We start from the raw sequence: 22,983 nt of genomic DNA, 5'->3' as shown, positions 1-22,983 counted from the left end.
CTATGTATCTTTAAGAGATGTATTAAAATATTTTTCATTCAAAATAAGAGACTATGCCAGACCAAACTTTAGAAAAGTACAAAAATGAAACCTATTTTGACTTTTCCGATCCCACAAATGACAAAGCCCAAAAAGACGCTCTTGAAGAAGTAAGATCGAATTTTGGAAAAGAATATGATCTATATATCAATGGCCAGTTCGTAAAAGGCGATGCCGGTACATTTGAAAGTAAAAATCCCTCTGACCTTTCAGAAACGATCGGAACCTTTCAAATGGCAAGTAAAGAACAAGCTTTTGATGCACTGGATAAAGCCTGGGATGCCTTTGAAACCTGGCAACATGTTTCTGCAAAAAAACGAGCTGAGTACCTTTTTAAAGCAGCAGACGTAGTTCGCCGTCGTCGTCTTGAGATCAATGCCTGGATGATCAGCGAAGCTGGGAAAAGTTATCTTGAGGCCGATGCCGACACTTGTGAAGCCATTGATTTCATAGATTACTATGCTCATGAAGCCCTTCGTATAGATGACGGAATGGATGTGCTTTCTGAAACCTGGGGCGATTATAACAGAACCATATATATGCCTATCGGCGCCGGTGTTTCTATCTCCCCCTGGAACTTCCCGTTCGCTATTTTTGTGGGAATGGCTATTGCCCCGATTGCAGTAGGTAATACGGTAGTCGCTAAACCTGCTCCTGATACTCCAAAAATGGGACAGCTATTTGCTGAGATCCTTGATGAAGTTGGACTACCCGCGGGTGTTTTCAACTTCGTAACAGGCGGTGATATTGAGGTAGGTGAAAATCTTGCAAAACACCCTAATACACGATTTATAACATTCACCGGATCTAAAGGGGTTGGATTACATCTAAATAAAATTGCCTCTGAAGTTGCTGAAGGACAAAAGTTCCTTAAGCGTATGGTCTGTGAACTAGGTGGTAAGAATGCAACTGTAGTGGATGAAGATGCCGATCTTGAGTCTGCAGCTACAGAGATCGTAAAAGGAGCTTTTGGCTTTCAGGGACAGAAATGTTCAGCCAGTTCCCGTGTGATCGCTCATCAGGCAATTTACGATGAGTTGTTGGAAAAAGTCGTTGAAAAAACTAAGGCTCTTTCTGTTGGTAACGCCAAAGACAATCATATTTCCGGAGCCGTGATCAATCAAAAAGCAGTTGATAAGATCATGAGCTATATCGAGATCGGGAAAAAAGAAGGTAAGCTTATGGCCGGTGGAAAACGTGCCGATACTGAAGATGAAGGATACTACATTGAGCCTACGGTTTTTGCAGATATTGACGAAAATGACCGTATCGCTCAGGAAGAGATCTTCGGACCTGTTACAGCATTCATCAAAGCTAAAGATACCGATGATGCTTTGCGGATCGCCAATGGAGTTGATTATGCCCTTACCGGTGCTTACTTCTCAAACGATCCAAAGAAAATTGATCGTGCACTTCGCGAATATCGGGTTGGTAACTTATATATCAACCGTAAATGTACCGGTGCATTGGTTGGTGCTCAGCCCTTCGGTGGTTTCAAGTTAAGTGGTACAGATGCCAAAGCAGGCGGACGTGATTATCTTAAATATTTCCTTGAGCCAAAATCTACAACTTTGCGTCCTGCAGACGGAGTGGATTACGACCTTGAAAAATTTGAGTTCGCCAACAAGTAAAGGCCAGAAATAAATAAAAGTAAAGCCTCGCTCATTAACTTATGGGCGAGGCTTTTTTTTTGTTCTTTATTACTTGCTTATAACCTATGAGTTATTCATCCAGGTCAACATCATCAGGAGCCTCATCTTCATCTACAAGATCATCCACATCAGGAGTATCGCCAATATCATCTTCGTCCTCATCTTCAGCCACACTAGCAGTATCTTTCTTAGGCTTTACTTCTGCTTTTGCCCCTGCACGACGTAAGATAAGCGCAATATCATCCTGGTCATTATCCATTGCTATCATCATGGCAGTGTCTCCATTCTTATCACGCAGCTTTACATTGGCTCCGTTTTCTATAAGATATTTTACAACGTCTGTATTACCACCTTTCGCCGCCAGCATAAGAGCTGTGTGTCCCCAACGTTGTTGAGCATCAACATCTGCTCAGCTTCAACCAATAACTTAACGGAATCCAAATTACCTACTCTTGATGCAGCAATTAAAGAAAGATCTCCGATCTTCACTCCTTTTTCTATAAGAAACTTAAGCAGGTCAATATTCCCATTTTCAGCAGCTCTATTTAGAGCTGTTCCTCCCATCTTGGTCTCAATATTTAAGTCTGCTCCTTTATCAACCAGGAATTTCACAATATCTGCATGATCTTTTTCAGCTGCTACTATAAGTGCAGAAGCTCCGCTTTTATTGGTCTCATCGATATCACTCTTGCCTTTTAAAAGCGTTTTGACTTCATCTATGTTGCCTGACCTGGCCGCCTCAATAATTGCTGGTTGCTCCATGGTATAAGTATTTTTTACCGTTATTGTTGGCGTGATGATAAAAAACGGAACGTATATCTCAAACTAATTCTTGAATAAATTTTCGATTTGTAAATAGTGAGGAAGATTAGGGATCTTATTTCAGGAAAGGCTTCCTTGTACTTCATATCCATTTATAAATTCTGCGCCGGTCATTCTTTTTTTACCCGGTAACTGAATTTCTAATAGCTCTACGGTACCGTTTTCACAACCAACCAATAATGCACCATTTCTCTCTGCCAACAAGCCATTAGATATTTCAATATCAGGGCCTAAAGCTGATTTGTATATATTAAGTTTCTCCCCATTCCAATTAGCCCATGCTGTGGGAAATGGACTCAAACCACGTATTTTATTATGAATTTCTTCTGCTGATCTATCGAAATCGAGGTGGCAATCGTTCTTGAATAATTTTGGAGCCGGAGTGGCTAATAAATCATTCTGTTCTATCAGAGTATATTCTTGAGATTCTATTTCATCTATAGAACGAAGGAGAAGGTCAGCCCCTTTTTGCCTAAGTCTTTCATAAAGCTGTCCGGTGGTTTCATTCTTTCCGATAGAAATGCTTTCCTGAAGGAGGATATTACCCGTATCTACTTTCTCATCCAGGAAAAATACTGTACAGCCCGTTTCCTTCTCTCCATTTATTATAGCCCAGTGAATAGGAGCAGCTCCCCTATATTTCGGCAATAGTGAAGCGTGCAAATTAACAGAACCGATACGAGGAATTTCCAACACGGAAGCAGGCAGGATCCTGAATGCCACCACTACAAAAAGATCAGCTTCCAACGCTCTAAGTTGCTCAATAAACTCTGGAGATTCGAAATCTTCCACTTCAATAACCGTGAGGCCGAGTTCAAGGGCTTTTGCTTTAACAGGAGTAGGAGATGTTTTAGAGCCCCTCCCTCTTCTCTTATCAACGTTACTGACTACTGCTTTTATGGTATGTTCGGAGCCATGAATTTGCTCCAAACTTGGGATAGCAAACTCAGGAGAACCCATAAATACAATGTTCATACTACTCGCTTTTCTGTTTAGGGACGATGGGGTATTTTACTTTTTTATTACCTGAGTCTATTTCTTCAAGTTCTTTTTTATGAAGTCTTTTTTTGAATGCACTCAGATAATCTAAAAACAGAATTCCTTCCAGATGATCGTACTCATGCTGAATAACACGTGAGGTCCAGCCACCGGCTTCAAGTCTATGCTTGTTAAAGTCACGGTCAAAAAACTCTATTACCACTGTTTCAGGTCTGAAAACCTTGTCATTAACCTCAGGAATACTCAAGCATCCTTCTTCCAATGGAACTTTGTTTCCTCTTTTTTCAAGGATAAGTGGATTAATGAATACCATAGGTCCGTATGGAACCTCGCCATCTTCTATCATGGCATCAGTATCCATAACAAAAAGTTTTATGGAACGTCCGATCTGAGGGGCAGCCAAACCGACTCCATCGGCATTATACATGGTCTCCAGCATATTATCGATTAGAGTTTGAAGCTCGGGGCTGTCTTCTTCTATTTCTTCTGCTTTTTTAAGTAAAACAGGGTCGTTGTAGGTTACAATAGGAAGTATGGGCATATTTTAATCTGAATTCGAATCTAAATAGTTTTGTAGAATTATAGCTGCGGCTATCCGGTCTACTCTTCCCTTTTCTTTTCTCTTTTTTTGGGGTATTCCGGCTTCAACCATCAGGGTACGTGCTTGGTTTGAAGTATACCGTTCGTCAATTTTAACAATTTCAATATCTGGGAAATAATTGCGCAGCTTTTTGATAAATTTTTCAACCATTTGTGTAGCTGAACCTTCTTCTCCACTTAGAGATAAAGGCCAGCCTATCACAAATTTTTCAACAGGAAATTGATCGTTTATTTTTTTGATCTCAGTAAACACCTCTTCCGGTGAAAATGTTCCAACGGGAGTCGCAATCGTCTTTAAAAGGTCCGTTTGAGCGATCCCAACACGTTTTTTCCCAACATCAATACCGATCAGCCTAGCATATTCCTGCAAGAGTTCAACTTATATTTATTTCTTCTTTACGTCTTCCAAAGGCTGGCGTAAAAACTTCTTCATTAATTTACTTGGCTTGAAATGAGTTTTTCTATGTGCTGGAACATAGATCACTTCATTGGTCTTTGGGTTTCGAGCTTTAGGCTTGGCCTTGGTCTCTTTAACCTCAAATACTCCAAAGTCACGGATCTCGATACGACATTCAGTATCTGCAGACATCATGATCTCTCTTAAAGCTACAATTACAGCATCAACCCAAGGCTCAGCCTGAATCATGGGTTCATCCATTGATTCTGCAACCCGACGTACAACATCTCGTTTTGTATATGTCATCATAGTTTTGGTGATTTTATTACATGCTATTTTACCCTATAGCATTGTTGTTTTTTGTCCTTCCTTATTATTCGCAACTTATTCTTACATAAGCTTTTTGGCCTAAAACGAATAAATATTCGTTATTGTAAAGATAAGTTTATAAAAAATCTACCTAATCTTAATTAGATTTCTCATTCATAGCGAAGTACGTTCTTTACCCCTTCTATTTTTTCAAGCTTCTTCATGATCCGATTCAAATGGGAGATCCCATCAACATAAAGAGTAATTATACCTTCAAACATACCGCTGTCGCTGCTTACGTTTATACTCTTCATATTTGTTTCCAGCGACTTCGAAAGAACATCCGTGATATCATTGATCATTCCAACCCTGTCGCCACCAATAACTTTAATAGCACCAAGGAACTTTGTATCTAAATTCTTAGCCCAGCTTACATCAACAATACGTTCTGTTTCTGTTTTCAGAAGATGTTGAGCATTGTTACACATAGCCCGATGGATCTTTATATCGCCTGTGCGACTTATGAATCCTATTACCTCATCACCAGGAATAGGGTTACAGCAATTCGCATAGGAATACTTGATGTTACTCAATTCACCATTAATAAAAAGAGCTTTCCCGTCCCCAACAGATCGGGCTGCATTAATATATTTATCTTGAATTTCCTCCTGAGTGATCGGGTTAACTGCCGCAGATTCTTCTTCCTCGATCCGCCCGGTGCTTTTGAACTTCTTAACCTCCTTAAACAACTCATTTACACTGAAAACACCTGAGCCGATATCAAAAAATAACTCCTGCGTAGATTCATAATTGAATCTCTTGGCAAACTTGTTCAGCTCTTGCTCCGAAATTTCTATACTTCCTTTCTTTGCTCTTTTGTCCCAAATTTCCCGGCCTTCCTCAGCAACTTTACGTTGCTTCTGTTTTATAAACTGACGGATCCTTGACTTCGCTTTATGAGTGACCACGTCATCTATCCAGTCCGGATTAAGATTGATCTTATTACTGGTAATGATCTCAACCTGGTCTCCATTATGCAATTTTTGTCGTAGAGGTACCATTTTGCCATTAACTTTAGCAGCCATGGCCCGTTCGCCAATTTCACTGTGGATCTCAAATGCAAAATCAATAGGTGTAGCTTCACGGGGAAGTGTTTTCAATTCACCATTAGGAGTAAATACGTATATCTCATCCTTATAAAGGTTCAATTGAAAGTCTTTCACGAAATCGGTAGCTGCATCCGGACGCGGATTATCCAACACATCTCGAACCCAACTCACAAATTTGTCTAAAGTTTCGGAACCTTGTTGTGCACCTTCTTTATATTTCCAATGTGCTGCCAGTCCTTTTTCAGCAATATCATCCATTCTGCGAGTACGGATCTGAACTTCGACCTTTCGTCCTTTATTAGTGATCACAGTAGTGTGAAGAGACTGATATCCATTTGCTTTGGGTACGGAAATAAAATCTCTGAATCGTTCAGGGATTGGTGTATACCAGTCGGTGATGATAGAATAAACTCTCCAGCAATCCTCCTTATTATGGGGATCTTCTAGTATGATGCGAATGGCGAAGAGGTCATAAATTTCTTCAAATGGTTTTTGTTGCCGCTGCATCTTCCGATAGATCGAAAAAATGTGCTTTGGCCTCCCCTTTATCTCAAACTTAAAATTCATTTTACCCAGCTCATTTTTGATAGGGTCCATGAATTCGTTTATGAATTCTTCTCGATCTTCTTTTTTCTCCCTGAGTTTCCGGGCTACAAATTTATATGAAGTAGGGTCTATTGCTTTGAAACAAAGATCTTCTAATTCATTCTTAATCCTAAACAACCCAAACCTATGAGCCAAGGGAGCATATAAGTCCATAGTTTCTGAAGCGATCTTAACCTGCTTCTCTCGCTTCAGGTGCTGAATGGTTCGCATATTGTGAAGCCGATCCGCGAACTTAATAAGCACCACCCGAATATCTTCTGCCATAGTAAGCAACAACTTCATAAAGGCTTCAGCCTGCTTACTGTCACGGCTTTTAAAAACTCCGGTTATCTTTGTAACACCATCAATAATAACAGCTACTTCTTCTCCAAACCAATAGCGGATATCATCCAGGTTTACATCCGTATCTTCAACGGTATCATGTAATAAAGATGCGATCACTGACACATCATCGATATTGATCTCACTGGCAACGATCTTCGCTACTTCTACCGGGTGATAATAATAGGGCTCTCCTGAAGCCCGTTTCATATCCTCATGGGATAGATAGCAAAGCTTGAAAGCGTTTGTTATAGCTTCTTCATCAACATCATTTATATACTCCCGGCATACTTCAAGCAAAAGCTTCAGGTCTTCTTTCTGAGCTTTTTTCAACTTATACCCTTTCAGGTCATATTTATCTATGGAAGCAACTCTGCTCATTTCTTTACTTTTTATCTCCCTAAAAGTACTTATTAACAGTATTTAAAGCACTTAACATATATTATCTCCTACAAAAAAAAGCGGATATGGAGTTCATATCCGCTTTTAACTCATTCCTTTAGTCTAAAAACTTATTGATATACCAAACATGATTCTGCCCGTTTGTGAATTTACATCTTGTAATTCCGGTTCGTCCAACTCAGAACTTGAATAACGATACTCCACAAAAGGTTTTACCATTGGAATGATAGTAACTTTTGCTCCTACCAGCATATTCCAATATAAACTGTTTTCTTCACCACTTTGAGGTGCATCATTATTGGTATCATTTTGTATGTCGCTTATTGCGCGCTCATAGTTTTCAGTTCCCAGCCCCAAACCTACATAAGGTTCAAGCAACCCAACTGAAACACCTCCAATTGCAGCAACTCCAACATCATAATTGGTCAGATCTTGAGAATAACTCACCCCACCTTCACTTACATTATTATCTTCACTAAAATAACTTCCATGTAGTCTCAGACCTAGATTAACTAACGGGAAGTTTTCAAAAATTCCTTTCTGAATTCTTACTCCAAATCCATTTCGAGGCTCTTCCTCACGCAATTCATAAGAAGCTCCAATTTCAAATTGTGCATAAGTAGTTGCAGAAAATATGGCTAATATAACTACTGCAAGGGCTAATATTCGTCTCATGATTGTCCTTTGGTTTTATTTGCTGAAAGTTACAAAACCCTGTGTGGGATTCAATAATTTGTTTTTACTATTTCTATGTATTGATCAATTATAAACTCTGCACTGAAAGTACTTCCATCTTATAGAATGGAGTTTAAAGAGTAAAACAACACTGCCGGTCCCATTCATATTCTACTTTCATAAGAAAGGTACATTATCTATTATCTGCCATGGAAGAAAAACCGACCAATGATATAAAACCCAAGTGGCTTAAAGACTATACGTTTGTAGCCATTTTGGGAGTTGTTTTTATTCTTCTTTTTTTTTGGTTCACCTCAATATTTAATTTACCCTGAATGAGTTGGATCGACTGGACGGTTTTACTAGCTTTTCTTGGCTACACCATTTGGGATGGCACACGGCGTGGTAAAGACGCCTCTACCATTGAGGGTTATTTGCTCGCCAATCGTTCTATGCCCTGGTGGGCTGCAGGACTTTCGGTAATGGCTACTCAAGCTTCCGCCATTACTTTTATAGGAACTACGGGCATCGCATATGTAGAAGATATGCGTTTCGTACAAACGTACCTGGCTATACCTTTTGCAATGATCTTTATTTGCATGTTCCTGGTTCCATTCTTTAGCAGAATGCAAAACTTTACAGCATATGAGGTTCTGGAAGAACGATTTGGATTAAAAACCCGGCTTACTACCAGTGGACTTTTCCTGATCTCAAGAGGGTTAGCACTTGGAGTCATCATTGCAGCTCCTTCCTATGTCCTTGCCCTGCTGCTTGGTTTACCATTGTACTTGACCATATTGATAATAGGTGTCATCGCTACACTTTACACTACTGTTGGCGGTATTGCCGGTGTTATCACTACTGATGTGAAACAAATGGCCATCATGATGTTCGGTCTGATCTTTTGCTTTATCCTTATCTGGGTTAACCTTCCTGATGAAGTTGGTTTTGAAGGAGCGCTTTATCTTGCTGGGAGCCTTGATAAACTTACGGTACTTGACCTAAATTTTGATCTGACTGAAAAATATAATGTATGGAGTGGGGTGATTGCCGCTTTCTTTTTGATGGCTTCCTATTTCGGGACCGACCAATCTCAGGTACAACGTTATCTGACAACAGATTCTGTCAAAAATGCCCGTAAATCTCTGTTGATGACAGCTTATGCTAAAATTCCCATGCAATTCTTCATCTTGTTACTTGGGGTGATGCTGTATGTATTCTTCATCTTTAATTCTGCACCGGCTTCGTTCCGAGCTTCTGAACCTGTAGCTCAAAATGAGCAACAGCAAATTGCAGAACAAAAGATCCTTAAAGAGTATGAAGTTGCCCATCTTTCCCGCAGAGAAGCTGCATTAGCCGTAGTTCAGGAACGAGATCCTGACACTCAACAATTATTTGTAGAAACCGACGCAGCCTTGAATGCAGCCCGTGATGCAGAAATGGCTCTTCAGGCTGAAATTCGTCAGGCTGATGTTAACGACACAAACTATATTTTTCCATACTTCATCCTGAATCATGTCCCTGTTGGTATCATTGGACTTATCGTAGGCGGAATATTTGCAGCGGCACTCAGTTCCATAGACAGTGAGTTAAATGCTCTCACTACCGTTTCTATCGTGGATTGGTATCAGCGCCTGAAAGGAGACCTTCATACCGAAGCACATTATGTTAAATCTTCCAGGGGGGTGACTTTCTTTTGGGGTGCATTAGCTACTGTTTCTGCCTTACTAATGGGTGAGACCCGTTCTATTATTGAATTAGTGAATCAGATCGGAAGCTATTTTTATGGATCTATATTGGGAGTATTTATTTTGCTCCTTTGGGTGAAACGTGCAAATGGAATCGGTGCTTTGATCGGTTTAATTTCCGGAATGTTTTCTGTTTTTGCTTTTGATCGGCTTTTCTTTAACACTGCCACGGGAAATTATTCCTTTATTTTTCCATGGGATACCATGCCTGATGGATATGTAAAAGCCATCGAATTTTTGTGGTTGAACCCTGTGGGTACTACTGTGGTGATCGTTGTAGGCTTTGTTGTGAGCCTTGCTTCTAAAAACAAATAAAGCTCCCTTCTTACTTTTTAGATCGTTAAATCACTTACCTATATACCAATATAGCATTACATAATTTGCGAAGCTGAATGGCTACGCATATATTTGTAGTTAATTGGCTACATAAATTATTTTCCAGGGCCTAATGAACTTAAGAAGAGATGTATTTCAAGCAATAGCGGATCCAACCAGGCGAACCATTTTACACTTGCTGGCCTCTGAATCAATGACTGCTGGTACCATAGCCTCGCATTTCGATTCGTCAAGGCCCACCATCTCCAAACATGTCCGAATTCTAAAGGAATGTGAATTGATTTCAAGAGAACAAATAGGCCGTGAGATCTACTATCATTTAAATCCTCAAAAACTAAAAGATGTAGCTGATTTTATAGAACCGTTTCAAAAGAAATGGGACCGTAAAAAGGGTAACTTTGAAGAAGCAATCAAGAAATTTAAATCTGCTGAGTAGTTAAGAGGGAGCTTTACTCAGTATCTGGCTTTTCTATATTTGTTTGCTCTCCAAATTTAGCTCCCGTTGGTGGGCGGTACGACTGAAAGGGAATCTTCAAGAGGTTTCCCAGATTATCATTTTCGGACGGATCCATGTGAGTGTCGATACCATATTTTAGCTGCTTAATGTCGTCCACTTCAGCAAAGGTTCCAAACATTCGGTCCCAAACTGCAAATATATTACCGTAATTCGTATCGGTTAAGGGTTGAGTATAATGATGATGAACTTTATGCATCAAAGGAGTGATAAAAATCCATGACAGTGCTCGGTCTACTTTTTTTGGCATGTTAATATTGGCATGCGTAAGATGAGCAAAAAGCGCAGAAATACTCTGATATAAAAATACGATCCAGATCGGAACCCCTACCAAAATAACCCCGATAATGGTAAAAACCATTCTGAACACAGCTTCTCCGGGATGATGCCTGAGACCGGTGGTCACATCAACTGTGGTATCGCTGTGATGGACAAGATGAAACTTCCACATGAACACAACTTTATGCTCTATCCAGTGAATTAGGTAGGCGCCAAAGAAATCAAGCAACATTACTCCTACTATTGCCTGTAACCAAATAGGCATCTCAACCCATTGCAGAACACCGAATTCATTAGTTGTTACATAGTTAGATGACCATACCAGAAGTCCGGCAAAACCCAATCCAATGACTACAAAAAAACCATTCAACACTAAATTAATGGCAGCATGTCTTACTTTCTTATATCCAAATTCGAAAAGAGGGAAAACCCCTTCTATCACCCAGAATAGGAAAATTCCACCAATTAGTAGACCCGCCCTGAATGTTGTGGGTACATTTTCAAAAAAATCAATTAACCCTTCCATAGGCCTCCTTTCTTCAAGTGATACCTAAAGTTATAATCATATTTAAATAAAACAACCTGCATGCTCAAAACCAGCATACAGGTTGTAAGATATCAATGTGTCACAATCAATTTTTTGTAACCGGTTCGATCTCTTTGAACGGACTCAGTTCTGAGTTTTCAACGGCTCTTTGATAATCAGGCCAGTCCTGGGTTATAAAATCATTGATCGCTGACACGGCTTCGTTAACAGCTTCTTCAGCTTGTTGTAACAGATTTCGCTCTCGCACCCCGGGGCCGTCGTAATCACTTCCCAGGTAACGATTTACGGCGTATAAATGGGTCAAAACAGTTGGGTCAGGATTCCGAACAATTCCTTGCATGTCGGACTGCTCTCCAAATATCATTTCGAAAAGGGTATCCAGTTTTTCCTGAACAGTTTTGTTGGCCTGATGGAATTCTTCAAGCTCTTCTTTCGAACGGGCATCAGCAGATGCGAGGTCTTTATTTGTCTCCACGATCTCGTTAGCCTGTGCCAGCTTTTGGACAGCTTCAGCGAGGTAGCTTGTCAATGACTCTACATTTTTCTCAAGCTCTGCTGTTCTTCTTAGCGCTGATATTGGCATTTCGATTCTTGGGTCTGTTCGAACAGTAACTGAAGTTGAATCAGAGTATTCCCCTACCGTGAACTTCACTTTGTAAGTACCAGGTAACACATCCCGGCCTCCACGTTCATTACCATTTGCTCTACGCAAGCTACGGCTTGGACGCTCAACACCGGCATGGTCCAATCCCCAAGTGGTTCGGTTTAAACCATTGTGCTGAGGTGTTCTCTCGAGGGTCCTGATCTTATCACCTGAAGCATCAAAGATCTCGACCTTCACCTTCAGGTCTTCTTCCTCATCTGATTCTGATTCCAAAACATCTTTATTTATGGAATAGCTTAGTAATGCACCTGATGGTCGGTTATCTCCCGCAAACATAGCATCTGCGGCAAATCGAACACCACGCGCCTGTCTCCACTCAGCGAGGTAGGCGTCAGGTGAAGGAAAAGCTTTAATTGGTTTTTTGAGTTCATCAACTCCGCTTGCTGCTAGTTCACGAAGCGGCCGAATATCATCCACCACCCAGAATGACCGTCCAAACGTTCCAATTACCAGGTCATGTTCTCTTGGATGAATGATCATATCATACGTTGAAGCTGTTGGGTAACTATCTGCCCACCTTGTCCATTTCTTTCCTCCATCAACTGAAGTATATAACCCAAATTCGGTTCCCAGAAACATCAGATTCGGCTCTACAGGATCTTGCACGAAGGAAAGTGTATATCCATTAACCTGATCCTCGCTCACAATATTCTTCCAGCTCTTGCCATAATTCGTTGTGTGCAACAGGTATGGAGTCCAGTTATCTCTTCTGTAATCGTTGATCACAGCAAAGGCTTCACCTTTATTATGAACTGAAGCTTTGATCTGTGCTACCCAACTGCCTTCAGGAACTCCTTTTAGGTTATCCCGTAAGTTCATCCAGCTTTGACCATCATCTCTGGTGATCTGAATATTACCATCATCAGTTCCCGCCCAGATAACGTCATCCTCAAGCGGGCTTGGCTCGATTACCAAAACAGTTGTATAATTTTCAGCTCCGGTTGCATCGAGAGTCAAACCGCCGCTCAGATGCTGCTTTTGTTTCGTAGTATCGTTAGTTGTAAGGTCAGGAGATATGATCTTCCAGCTCTCTCCTCGATCCGTACTTCGGTGCACATACTGACTTCCAAAATAGATAGTCTTTTCATCGAATGGATCGATATTAATGGCTGAATTCCAGTTAAAGCGCAATTCTTCACCTTCTGGATGGTGTGGCTTTACAAATCGGCTGCTCCCTGTCTCCGTATCCACGCGTCCAACATTACCCTGTTGTGACATTGCATACACATAACGTCCGGAACTTTGATCAATAGCTACATCAAATCCATCTCCGAAAAAGAGTTCTTCCCAATAGGAATTTCTAATGTCTCCGGACCTCCAGACATAAGCAGGTCCTTGCCAGGTACCATTATCCTGCATTCCTCCGTAAATGTTATAAGGGTAATCCATATCTACATTTACATGATAGAATTGCCCCACCGGTATGTTATCTACAAACCTCCAGGTTTTACCTCTGTCATAGGTAATATTCAATCCACCATCATTCCCATCGATCATGTGTTTGGGATTGTCAGGGTTGATCCAAAATGCATGGTGATCAGGGTGAATCCAATTATAATAGGGATACATGCTTTCAAATGATTTACCCCCATCCTCACTGATTGAGAGGTAACTGTATAAACTGTAAACACGGTTTTCATTTTGAGGATCAACGTATATCTCTGCATAATAGAATGGACGATTACCGATCTCGCCATCATTCTCAACTTTTTCCCTTAGCTGCCATGTGTAACCACCATCTTCACTGCGGTACATGGCATTTTCCTGTGATTCAATTAAGGCATATACGATGTCGGTATCACTTGGAGCAAAAGCCAGCCCCATTCGCCCCAATTCTCCTTTAGGCAGACCATCTTCAGGACTAAGTTCTTTCCAATTATCACCACCATTTATCGTCATATACAAACCAGATCCTTCACCTCCGGACTTAAAGAACCACGGCCATCGGCGAAATTCCCACATATTTACCAGTAACTTGTTTGGGTTTTCGGGATCCATAACCATCTCACCCACACCGGTACGATCATTCACATAAAGAATTTTATTCCAGGTCTTACCACCATCCGTTGTTTTATAGACCCCACGATCTTCACTATCGCCCCAAGCAGAGCCTTGAACACCTACAAAAACAGTATTAGGGTCATCCGGGTGGATCAGTACCCTGTGAATATTTCTCGTTTTTTCAAGCCCCATGAGCTCCCAGGACTTACCTCCATCAATACTCCTGTAAATTCCGGCTCCACTGTTTTGGCTGTTTCTAGGATTTCCTTCCCCAGTTCCCATCCAAATAATGCTTGGATTCTTTTGATAGATATCAATGGCCCCAACTGACATTGGGCCGTAATTCTCAAATATTGGTTCCCAGGTTACACCTGCATTTTCTGATTTCCAGACACCACCTGAGGCAGCTCCCACGTAAATAACATTGTTATTTGATTGAACCACATCAATAGCAGTGATCCTGCCACTCATTCCGGCCGGGCCTACGTTCCTGGGTTCTATTCCTTTTAAAAGTTCTACATCTAATTGTTGTGCAATGCCAATGTGAAATTGCGTTGTACCCAACACCAAAGCTATAGCTGTAAGTACGTATTTTAGTGATTTTCGCATGTCTCCGAAGTTTATTTTTAAAGAAGTGTCCAACTATAATGATTGAATTAACTTAAAACAATCCGTGGTTGTTAAATTTTATTATCCTGTATAACAAAAAAACCCCTTGGCTTTAGCCAAGGGGTTTTAAAAAATTGCACTGATCTATAAATCTAATTATCAGGATTCAGGATATCGTCAATTCTTGATTGGGCATCTTCAAGATGAACACGAGTCGCACGGTCAATATTACCGGCATTCAATCGACGTGTAATATCTCGTTGAAGGATAACAAGCTGATTTCTTACGATCGGCTTAATATCGGATTGCCCAACATTTACAGATGGCCCGAACCACCCGCCGCCTACAACTTCAGCAGACATCAGGTCATTCATCTCATCAATATATGCACGCTGCAGATACCGTCGATGAATACCGATACTTTCTCCTGCCCGTACTTCTCTGAATATGCCGTTACGTACATCATCCATCATTTCGAATGCAGTGTAAGTATCATCACTTGATCTTTTTTCGAACTCGATCAAACGGGCAATGCGTTGAGCACTAACCAGATTTGAAAGTACCCCTGCCTGAGCACCTCTAAAAGTCTCGATGGCAGAAGCCTGATTAACACGATCTAGAATATCATCATTGAATGCCCAGGTTGGTGAGCTGAAAGCATGCTGTTGTAAAAATTGCATGGCTCTTCTTTGAGTGGCTTCATCAACGGGTTCATACACAACACCATCCTGATCAAATGTTTTGTGGTTTTCATATACCCCACCAACATTACTAAGAGCATGTCCCATATATCGGTTCCACTGACCTATGATATTACCATATAACTCACTGAGGTCATCAAAATTTTCACCGTCTTGCTCGATCCAATCGATCAGGTTTTCAGTTATGATCTGCAGGTTAGCAAGACCTAGCTCGCCAGCTTCCATAGCATCATTTGTCAGATCCTCGTTTTGTGACCTTGGATCAATTTTACTGCCGGTTTGACGCCCATAGAAATAAACAGGATCGTCAGCTCTTTCCTTGGTCCACTCATTGAGAGTAGCTTCTATTTCTTCGTCACTCATGTCATCAGGGAACCATGTGTAACCCCACTTAGCGTTCCACTTATCATACTCACCTACTGCAGGATAGAAGTTTGTAACTCCATCACCCGGTTGTGCAATATAGTTGAAGCGTGCATAATCCATTATAGAAGGAGCTGTTCCGTGTGTAGAAGTAAATTCTGGATCACGAAGCTGTTCAACTGTATAAGCGTAACTTGAACCAAAGTTATGGGGAAAACCGAGCGTATGGCCTACTTCATGTGCTGATACAAATCGTATCAATTCACCCATGATCTCATCATCAAATTCTACAGCACGAGAGGCGGGATTTGTGGCCGCAGTCTGAATAAAAAACCAGTTCCTGAGCAGGTTCATTACATTATGATACCAACCAATGTCCGATTCAAGGATCTGTCCTGACCGAGGATCATGAACATGAGGACCGTAAGCATTTTGAACCGGAGATGCGAAATAACGAATCACAGAATAACGTACATCTTCCGGGCTGAATTCAGGATCTTCTTCTTTAGTTGGAGGAAGTTTTCCTACGATCGCATTTTTAAATCCGGCCGCCTCAAAAGCTACTTGCCAGTCATCTACACCTTGAATAAGATATTCTCTCCATTTTTCAGGTGTTGCTGGATCTACATAATATACAATCGGATTTTCCGGTTCTACTAACTCATCACTTTCACCATCCAACCAGGCTTTGTATGCCTCTTTGTCTTTTGGTACTAATTTCCAACGGGTAATGTGTCGAATTTGTCTGGCTTTTTGAGCTTCATCGGTATACTCAGTTTTGTTTACACTGAAAAAGCCAACACGCTGATCATAACTTCGAGGCCTCATTTCCTCTTCCGGAAGAACGATCATACTGTGATTAACTTCCATGGATATGGTTCCGGTTGAAGAATTCGATGGGGGCTGGCCGGCATCATACGTTAGTACGTTACGTGCTTCTACATTCTCAGGATAGCTATTTATGTGCTCAATAAAAGTACGACTACCATCTAATCTTCTTACCTGATATGCTCGGCGTTGACCACTCGAAATACCTAATGAAGGAACATCTGTAGTAAATAATGGCGTGATTTCAATTACGGATCCGGTTGAATCTTCACTCAAAGCTTCAATACTAAAAGAAGCAATGATCGGTTCAAAGTTTGAATTACGAATCGCCTCATAGATCGGCTTTTCTTCAGAAGCTACATTCTCGTAAGATACGTGGCGAAGTAGAATATTTTCATCCTTCTTCTCCCATCGAACGATCTGCGTATTAAGTTTCTCACCACCGTACCCAATATTATCGGCTGTTTTAGCAACACGGGTTACTAATAACATCTCACGACCTAAAAGGCCATCAGGAATCTCGTAGTAATATTTGTCATCAACTTTATGGACATTGAAAAGACCTTCATCAGATTCAGCATCTTCAGTGATAACATCGCTAAATTTTTTCATCTCATCATCACCGCCGGAACCACCTGGTCCACTTCTGGCACTTTGTGATGGGCGCTCAGACCCTGATACCGCTTCTGATGATTTACACCCCGCAATTACAAAGACAAGGCTCAGAAAAAATACAGAGACTTTTATAAAATTAAATTTTCCGTAATTCATATATCATTTGGTTTATTTATTTATTTAAAAAAAGACTTTTTAAAATCAGGTTCGTTGACAATCTAATCAAGTGACTTGATCTTTTTCTAGTGGAAAAAAAATTAATAAGGTATAATCTGCCTAACTAAGATGTTCAATAAACCAACCTTCGGTCCAATCCAGTACTTCGGCAAAAGGTTTTGGGAAATCTTGATCTTCAAAAGGATGACCAGCTCCATACGTGTGAGTTCCGTTTGACACTAATCGGAGTTCTTTGTCACGTGCTTCACAAGCAATATGGAGTTTTTCAGAATCAGTGTAAGGCACCGACTCATCATCACGCCCGTGAATAAATAATGTTGGGATACGCAGTTCTTTAACTCGTTCCATAGCAATAACCCTATCGGCATTTTCTATCGAATCTTGATAAACCACTTTTCCAACCTTCATCTTCTGCCCCGTTCGGCTATTTTCAATCTCCGTAAAACCCTGTTTTTCCCAATCTTTTTTCATTTGGGTTGTCCACCTTTTACGATAATCTGCTACTGCAGACCAAGTTACAAGACACTGCACCGGAGCATATTCCACAGCTGCGGCGATTGCAGTCTGCCCTCCACGGGAGTGTCCCAGAATACCAATTACATCGGTATTCAGGCTTGAATGGTTGTCTGTGATCTCACCTCTTTGGAGAGCATCGATTACCGTTCCAATATCATCCAGATCTTGTGAAAAAGTCTCTCGCTCAAATAGCTCCATCTCCGTGAACTCGGTCTTGTCATCACCAATTCCATTCAGTGAAAAATTTATCGCTACTACTCCAAATCCTGCTCTTGCCAACTCTTCACACACATCCGGGAAGGGCCCCCAATCTTTAAAGCCTTTGAATCCATGTAAAAATATGATCACTGGAAAACTCAGTGCATTTCTTGAAATTGGAGAGTAGAGATCATACCGAATCGGTAATCCTTCAGTAGATTCTACTTGCCCTAATGAGATCGAAATACTGCTTACTTCCATAAAAAATGATTATTTATCTTTATTGAAATCTAATGTTTCCAGTTTAACCAATTTCCGGAGGTTATTAATTTCATGCTGACGCAAAAACCTCCAACGGCCCATTGATACATCTTTCAGTGTAAGTCCGGCGTACTCGATCCGTTTCAGCTTTGTAACAACTGTTCCATGGAATTGTACCATTCTTCGTATAAGATGATTCCGTCCTTCAAAAACAGACATTTCAAATGTATGGGGATCATCAACAAATTGGACAATGTTATATCCCTTGGCAATACCGTCTTCCAGTTCCACCCCTTCCAGAAATTGTTCTAACTGTGCTTCAGTAAGTGGATCCTTTGTTCCAACCTGATATGTTTTACGAACACTGTAGCTTGGATGCATAAGGCGATGTGCAAGGTCTCCATCATTTGTTAACACCAAAAGGCCCGTTGTGTTCCGGTCTAACCGACCTACGGGATATACGCGATAACCTGTAGCATCTTCGATCTGATCCATAACCGTTGTGCGATCTTTTTCGTCATCGGTTGTGGTAATTACATCTTTGGATTTATGAAGCAGTAAATACACGAATGGCTCAAGGCTTAGGTTTTGCCCATCAACAACCACGCTGTCTTTTCGGCGGACTTTTGTGCCCAACTCCGTAGTAACCTGACCATTCACCTGTACCTTTCCAGCGGAGATATAGGTATCGGCTTCCCGTCGTGAGCAGAACCCTGCATGCGCAATAAACTTATTCAGTCTTATCTCCTCATCCTGTGAGTAATTTTGATCTACTTTAGCTGCTTTTTTATCGTCTGCCTTATTTTTGGGTCTTCTGTTTCCTTTCTTATTGCTCATTCTTCCTCATCAATTTCATCTAATTTATTCTGTCCATTTTCGGGATGCGATTCATCCTCATTATTATCTGAGGCATTTTTCTTCTCTTCAAATTCATTGAATAATTCGTCTGCTTTTTCTTCAAGGGAGCTTTCATCTTCTTCGTTATCAGCATCCATATCATCCATCATCAACTGCCGCTCCATCAAAAGCTGACGGTGTTCAGCCATGTCGTCATCCTTCAGAATCTCATCGATCTCGCGTGGTTTCGGTAACTCATCCACAGAGTTAATACCAAAATGGGTTAAAAAATGCTTGGTAGTCCTGTAAAGCAGTGGTTTACCCGGACTGTCTGCACGCCCTGAAACTTCGATCAATGCCTTTTCCATCAACTGCCGGAGTATATAACCGGAATCAACTCCGCGAATTTGGTCAACTTCCGGTTTGGTAATAGGCTGCCGATAGGCCACAATAGCTAACGATTCTATGGCTGACTGCGACAACTTTCGATACGCATTTTCATGCTGAAAAATACTGAGCCAATAATGGTATTTGGATTCTGTTACAAAGGTATATCCTCCCCCCAGTAATTGAATGCGAAAACTAAGTCCATTCTCATCATAGCGCTCATTCAGTTTATCAACAAAATCCTGCACGGTTTCTTCCGTGATCTCAATTTGTTCTTCGTTTTCCACAATGATCTCTCGGATCTTGGAGCCTGGAATCGGTTCATAACTTGCAAAGATAAGAGCTTCAATCACGGAAGAAAGCCTTGTTCCATCAATAAATTCGTAATCGTTCTTCATATTAAATCACAAAGTTCTCAAAAAAATATAGTCTGTAAACTTACACAAAGTACCCGCCACTCGACAAAAATAATTCTTAGATAAAATTTTGTCCTACTGTCCGTCTTAAAGTCCTACTCGCACTCTTCTACAATAAAGAAGCCATCCTCACCCTGCTGTTGATAAAGCGGCATCAATATATAGCCACTACGCTGGGCTAATATTTTACCATGTCGGTCGTTGGCCAGCCAGTCCCCCTTTTGAACGCGATCGAAATTTTTGAATCCCGGACGCATTTCGAAGCGATCGTCCGGTTCAATGATGTGCTTATACAGAAACTCAACCTTATGTGGCAGATCTTCGGTCTGGGTATTCAGATAATCATAATATCGGATGAAATCATCGATCTCGGAAGCCAGAATACAACCTGAAGCGACAAGCAGGCACATGAGTCCGGCCTTAGCATTGTCTTCGGCAAATTCAGTAAAATGCTGCCCCGTTTCGAAAGCAAAGCCAATATTTCCGGTATTCTGAATATACTTGAGAGCTGTTCCGTGAAGGGCTTTCTCTATACCAAAGATAATCGGTACCCGTAGCTGGGCCAGTAACTCCACATTGCGACCATCTCTTGTGCTGATCACGAATAATCCGCTTTCAGCCGAAAAACTGTGTAGATCCACAAAAATAACAGGATGCTCGGAATCTTCTTTCACAATTGGATCAATAACTTCAAGCAGTTTCTTGGTTTCCCTTCGCTCCGCGGTTTTAACCTCTTCGATCGGTGTTCGTCGTATCTTATCCAATATAGAGGTGAACCAGATCCGATTCATGTCTTCATCAATGTACCTTTTTCGTTCTCGCAGTGCCTCTATATTTCCGATCAATCCAATAAACCTTCCATGAAACTCTGACTTCTTGGTTTCCAGGTTCTCAAAAATATGCCGTATGGCTTCGATTCCTGTCGGCTCATTTCCATGAATTCCGGCTAAAGCAATTACTGTCGGCCCGGGGTGATCTCCTGTGAGATCTCCTATCATACGGTCTGAGTATTGAATGTTATCTGTTTTCGATATTTCTTCTTTCGTATCCTGCAATATATTCTGTTTTAGAAATGGCAAAGTATCACTCGTCACTTTATCACTTCATTCTTCCTTATTCTTTTTCTCATTATCTAATACCTGTAGCAGGCGCCGGGTTATATTCATGAAATTATCTTCTGTAATAACGCCAACCAGACGGCTGTTCTTGACCACCGGTAAGCAACCTATTTTTTGATTCTGCATGATCTCCATAGCCTCCATAATGGAAGCCTCGGGGTGAATGGTAACAGGGTTTTGTTCCATGATATCGTCCACAGTTTGAGTAATGGACGCCTCTTCATCCTCATTAACAACTTTGGTGTATTCACGTAGTACTTTCCGCATTGTTATCAGACCAACCAAATGTTTTTGATCATCTTCAACAGGTATGTAGCGAATTCGGCGCCAGTCCAGCAGATTAGCTACAAATTCCAAAATATCATCTTTTCGAACGGTGAAGAGGTCCGTGGTCATAAACTCTTCTACCATTAGTTTTGAAGGCTTCCAATGATCCATATCTTCGATCTTGGCTAGCCCCCACTTATGAGCCGGTTCTCCTTTTTTTTGATTTTTGATCATCGCATTGGTGATAGCCGAAAGCGTTTGCTCGCGATTTCCTTTCTTGATCAAATTTCCATAGGATTTAACCACCCAATAAGACCCGGTCTGAGCCGTATTTACCCGCTCTTCAATAACTTCCAAATAAGTATCAATATCTGAAGAATCTATATTGGCTTTTTGGAGTCCGTTTTTAGCAATGGGTAACAATTCATTCTTGATCAGATCAACCGCTGTCATCTTTCGGTCCTTGGTCCAAACAAATTTTGTATCAAGTCCCAGTTTGGAAGCCGCGAAGAAATTCATCCTTGCATCATCAAAATCTAATTCCTGTGTGATATCTTTATATTCATCTTCAAACCCATTTAGCAATCCCAGCCAAAATGCGGCATTAGCCACTTCATCCACTACCGTTGGGCCTGAAGGGAAAACACGGTTTTCAATACGTAAATGAGGTTTTCCATTTCCAACGCCATAGCATGGGCGGTTCCATCGATAAACCGAGGAATTATGCACCCTCAAGGCCATCAATTCAGGGGCTATTCCTTCTTTCATCATTTGCTCAACTTCTTCTTCTACTTCAGCACTCAGCATTACACGGTAACGGGAAATATCTTCTTTATAAATATCGAGAATGCTGTTCTCAAGCCACTGATTTCCAAAAGTCACTCTTGGACTCGAATCCCGCAAATGCTCTCCCACCTGTCTCGTATCAATAGATTGATGAAACAGAGCAACCCGCGTCTCAGCCCATAACCGTTTACCAAAAAGTACGGGGGAATTAACTGCACATGCTAAGACCGGAGCCGTAACAGCTTGTGCAATGTTATAGCGGTTAACAAATTCAGAAGGCTTTACCTGTAAATGAACCTGAAACCCTGTGTTACATGCTTCAAGCAACGGAGAATCAAACTTCATCAATAATTCATCCATCCCCTGAATTCGCAGTTCATATTCTTTTCCTCGCAACCTATTAATAGCTTCACAAAGTGCTTCATAGCGCTGAAGAGGGGTGAGATTTTTGACATCCACATCCATTTTACGAATAGTAGGAAGTATACCTGTTAGTAGTATATCGCCACCCATTTCGCGAACGGTCTTCCGTACGTTCTCTACCTCATCATGCAGATTATGCTCCATTTGTGAGAGGCTGTTTCCTGTGAACTCCAGCGGCTCAATATTTATCTCAAGGTTGAACCGCGCAAATTCGGTGGTGTAATTCCCATCTCCTAAAGCATCTAACACTTCCATTGATCTTGGAAACACCTTACCATGGGGATCTACCATGCAAAGCTCTTGTTCGGCTCCTATTCTAATGGTATCGGTTTCAAACCAGTCATCATTCAGCATGGTTTTAAGTGCCCGCATATCGCGAAGCACGTGCTTCATAAAGGTTTGCACCTGTTCATTATCATCAGCAAGTTTAACGCGCTCTTCTCCCATAGTCTGTCAAATTT

The 22,983-nt window shown here is 41.1% G+C and carries 19 protein-coding genes; 3 read left to right on the top strand and 16 right to left on the bottom strand.

The features are described from left to right. Positions 1 to 53 precede the first annotated feature (53 nt). A complete protein-coding gene (gene pruA, locus ACFSVN_RS04260) occupies positions 54 to 1,670 on the top strand; it encodes an L-glutamate gamma-semialdehyde dehydrogenase (protein ID WP_390299118.1) in 1,617 nt (538 codons plus the stop codon). Between the two features lie 91 nt (positions 1,671 to 1,761). Here the strand turns inward: pruA and ACFSVN_RS04255 are convergent, their stop codons facing one another. The 8 genes from ACFSVN_RS04255 to ACFSVN_RS04220 form a co-directional block, all read right to left on the bottom strand. Then, a complete protein-coding gene (locus ACFSVN_RS04255; protein WP_390299115.1) occupies positions 1,762 to 2,058 on the bottom strand; it encodes an ankyrin repeat domain-containing protein in 297 nt (98 codons plus the stop codon). After that, entirely contained in the window at positions 2,022 to 2,453 is a 432-nt protein-coding gene (locus ACFSVN_RS04250) for an ankyrin repeat domain-containing protein (RefSeq protein ID WP_390299112.1), read from the bottom strand. Before ACFSVN_RS04250 ends, ACFSVN_RS04255 begins: the two co-directional genes overlap by 37 nt. A gap of 120 nt (positions 2,454 to 2,573) precedes the next feature. After that, a complete protein-coding gene (gene fmt / locus ACFSVN_RS04245) occupies positions 2,574 to 3,488 on the bottom strand; it encodes a methionyl-tRNA formyltransferase (RefSeq protein WP_390299109.1) in 915 nt (304 codons plus the stop codon). A 1-nt stretch (position 3,489) separates the two neighbouring features. After that, complete coding sequence (gene def, locus ACFSVN_RS04240; RefSeq protein WP_390299107.1) at positions 3,490 to 4,053, bottom strand: peptide deformylase; 564 nt, start codon at positions 4,051 to 4,053, stop codon at positions 3,490 to 3,492. 3 nt (positions 4,054 to 4,056) lie between these two features. Next, on the bottom strand, positions 4,057 to 4,482 hold the full coding sequence (gene ruvX / locus ACFSVN_RS04235; RefSeq protein ID WP_390299104.1) for a Holliday junction resolvase RuvX: 426 nt from the start codon (positions 4,480 to 4,482) through the stop codon (positions 4,057 to 4,059). A gap of 15 nt (positions 4,483 to 4,497) precedes the next feature. Further along, positions 4,498 to 4,818 carry an HU family DNA-binding protein gene (locus ACFSVN_RS04230; protein ID WP_390299101.1) on the bottom strand — a complete coding sequence of 107 codons (321 nt, stop codon included), beginning with the start codon at positions 4,816 to 4,818 and terminating at the stop codon, positions 4,498 to 4,500. A gap of 170 nt (positions 4,819 to 4,988) precedes the next feature. Next, a complete protein-coding gene (locus ACFSVN_RS04225) occupies positions 4,989 to 7,235 on the bottom strand; it encodes a RelA/SpoT family protein (protein WP_390299098.1) in 2,247 nt (748 codons plus the stop codon). A 123-nt stretch (positions 7,236 to 7,358) separates the two neighbouring features. Further along, entirely contained in the window at positions 7,359 to 7,931 is a 573-nt protein-coding gene (locus ACFSVN_RS04220; RefSeq protein ID WP_390299095.1) for an outer membrane protein, read from the bottom strand. 335 nt (positions 7,932 to 8,266) lie between these two features. On the opposite strand from ACFSVN_RS04220, the gene ACFSVN_RS04215 reads away from it, so the two are divergent. After that, complete coding sequence (locus ACFSVN_RS04215; RefSeq protein WP_390299092.1) at positions 8,267 to 9,994, top strand: sodium:solute symporter; 1,728 nt, start codon at positions 8,267 to 8,269, stop codon at positions 9,992 to 9,994. Positions 9,995 to 10,127: 133 nt separating this feature from the next. Continuing rightward, a complete protein-coding gene (locus ACFSVN_RS04210) occupies positions 10,128 to 10,451 on the top strand; it encodes a metalloregulator ArsR/SmtB family transcription factor (RefSeq protein WP_390299089.1) in 324 nt (107 codons plus the stop codon). Positions 10,452 to 10,464: 13 nt separating this feature from the next. Here ACFSVN_RS04210 and ACFSVN_RS04205 read toward each other — a convergent pair whose 3' ends face one another. The 8 genes from ACFSVN_RS04205 to ACFSVN_RS04170 all read right to left on the bottom strand — a co-directional run bounded on the left by ACFSVN_RS04205 (position 10,465) and on the right by ACFSVN_RS04170 (position 22,969). Then, positions 10,465 to 11,334, bottom strand: a complete 870-nt coding sequence (locus ACFSVN_RS04205; RefSeq protein ID WP_390299086.1) for a sterol desaturase family protein — start codon at positions 11,332 to 11,334, stop codon at positions 10,465 to 10,467. Between the two features lie 106 nt (positions 11,335 to 11,440). After that, the gene (locus tag ACFSVN_RS04200; protein ID WP_390299083.1) at positions 11,441 to 14,629 is read right to left on the bottom strand and encodes a VPS10 domain-containing protein; all 3,189 of its coding nucleotides are present in this window, start codon (positions 14,627 to 14,629) and stop codon (positions 11,441 to 11,443) included. Between the two features lie 152 nt (positions 14,630 to 14,781). Next, a complete protein-coding gene (locus ACFSVN_RS04195) occupies positions 14,782 to 17,292 on the bottom strand; it encodes a zinc-dependent metalloprotease (protein ID WP_390299080.1) in 2,511 nt (836 codons plus the stop codon). Positions 17,293 to 17,412: 120 nt separating this feature from the next. After that, positions 17,413 to 18,288 carry an alpha/beta hydrolase family protein gene (locus tag ACFSVN_RS04190; RefSeq protein WP_390299077.1) on the bottom strand — a complete coding sequence of 292 codons (876 nt, stop codon included), beginning with the start codon at positions 18,286 to 18,288 and terminating at the stop codon, positions 17,413 to 17,415. Between the two features lie 9 nt (positions 18,289 to 18,297). Further along, positions 18,298 to 19,125, bottom strand: a complete 828-nt coding sequence (locus ACFSVN_RS04185; protein WP_390299075.1) for a pseudouridine synthase — start codon at positions 19,123 to 19,125, stop codon at positions 18,298 to 18,300. Next, positions 19,122 to 19,910 (bottom strand): SMC-Scp complex subunit ScpB, encoded by a 789-nt coding sequence (scpB, locus tag ACFSVN_RS04180; protein ID WP_390299072.1) that lies wholly within the window; start codon positions 19,908 to 19,910, stop codon positions 19,122 to 19,124. The genes ACFSVN_RS04185 and scpB overlap by 4 nt, the downstream gene beginning before the upstream one ends. Positions 19,911 to 20,023: 113 nt before the next feature. Continuing rightward, a complete protein-coding gene (locus ACFSVN_RS04175; protein WP_390299069.1) occupies positions 20,024 to 21,007 on the bottom strand; it encodes a succinylglutamate desuccinylase/aspartoacylase family protein in 984 nt (327 codons plus the stop codon). Between the two features lie 24 nt (positions 21,008 to 21,031). After that, entirely contained in the window at positions 21,032 to 22,969 is a 1,938-nt protein-coding gene (locus tag ACFSVN_RS04170) for a CBS domain-containing protein (protein ID WP_390299062.1), read from the bottom strand. Positions 22,970 to 22,983 lie beyond the last annotated feature (14 nt).

It is taken from the genome of Gracilimonas halophila (genome assembly GCF_042684365.1).
In the GTDB taxonomy this organism is placed as follows: domain Bacteria; phylum Bacteroidota; class Rhodothermia; order Balneolales; family Balneolaceae; genus Gracilimonas; species Gracilimonas halophila.
The sequence above is the reverse complement of the archived record's forward strand: the minus strand, read 5'-3'. Positions and strand labels throughout refer to the sequence as shown.

Bases quoted from the DNA above. Each gene is read 5' to 3' on its own strand.
- pruA (WP_390299118.1), top strand. From the start codon at position 54: ATGCCAGACCAAACTTTAGAAAAGTACAAAAATGAAACCTATTTTGAC.
- ACFSVN_RS04255 (WP_390299115.1), bottom strand. From the start codon at position 2,058: ATGCTGGCGGCGAAAGGTGGTAATACAGACGTTGTAAAATATCTTATA.
- ACFSVN_RS04250 (WP_390299112.1), bottom strand. From the start codon at position 2,453: ATGGAGCAACCAGCAATTATTGAGGCGGCCAGGTCAGGCAACATAGAT.
- fmt (WP_390299109.1), bottom strand. From the start codon at position 3,488: ATGAACATTGTATTTATGGGTTCTCCTGAGTTTGCTATCCCAAGTTTG.
- def (WP_390299107.1), bottom strand. From the start codon at position 4,053: ATGCCCATACTTCCTATTGTAACCTACAACGACCCTGTTTTACTTAAA.
- ACFSVN_RS04230 (WP_390299101.1), bottom strand. From the start codon at position 4,818: ATGATGACATATACAAAACGAGATGTTGTACGTCGGGTTGCAGAATCA.
- ACFSVN_RS04225 (WP_390299098.1), bottom strand. From the start codon at position 7,235: ATGAGCAGAGTTGCTTCCATAGATAAATATGACCTGAAAGGGTATAAG.
- ACFSVN_RS04220 (WP_390299095.1), bottom strand. From the start codon at position 7,931: ATGAGACGAATATTAGCCCTTGCAGTAGTTATATTAGCCATATTTTCT.
- ACFSVN_RS04215 (WP_390299092.1), top strand. From the start codon at position 8,267: ATGAGTTGGATCGACTGGACGGTTTTACTAGCTTTTCTTGGCTACACC.
- ACFSVN_RS04210 (WP_390299089.1), top strand. From the start codon at position 10,128: ATGAACTTAAGAAGAGATGTATTTCAAGCAATAGCGGATCCAACCAGG.
- ACFSVN_RS04205 (WP_390299086.1), bottom strand. From the start codon at position 11,334: ATGGAAGGGTTAATTGATTTTTTTGAAAATGTACCCACAACATTCAGG.
- ACFSVN_RS04200 (WP_390299083.1), bottom strand. From the start codon at position 14,629: ATGCGAAAATCACTAAAATACGTACTTACAGCTATAGCTTTGGTGTTG.
- ACFSVN_RS04195 (WP_390299080.1), bottom strand. From the start codon at position 17,292: ATGAATTACGGAAAATTTAATTTTATAAAAGTCTCTGTATTTTTTCTG.
- ACFSVN_RS04190 (WP_390299077.1), bottom strand. From the start codon at position 18,288: ATGGAAGTAAGCAGTATTTCGATCTCATTAGGGCAAGTAGAATCTACT.
- ACFSVN_RS04185 (WP_390299075.1), bottom strand. From the start codon at position 19,125: ATGAGCAATAAGAAAGGAAACAGAAGACCCAAAAATAAGGCAGACGAT.
- scpB (WP_390299072.1), bottom strand. From the start codon at position 19,910: ATGAAGAACGATTACGAATTTATTGATGGAACAAGGCTTTCTTCCGTG.
- ACFSVN_RS04170 (WP_390299062.1), bottom strand. From the start codon at position 22,969: ATGGGAGAAGAGCGCGTTAAACTTGCTGATGATAATGAACAGGTGCAA.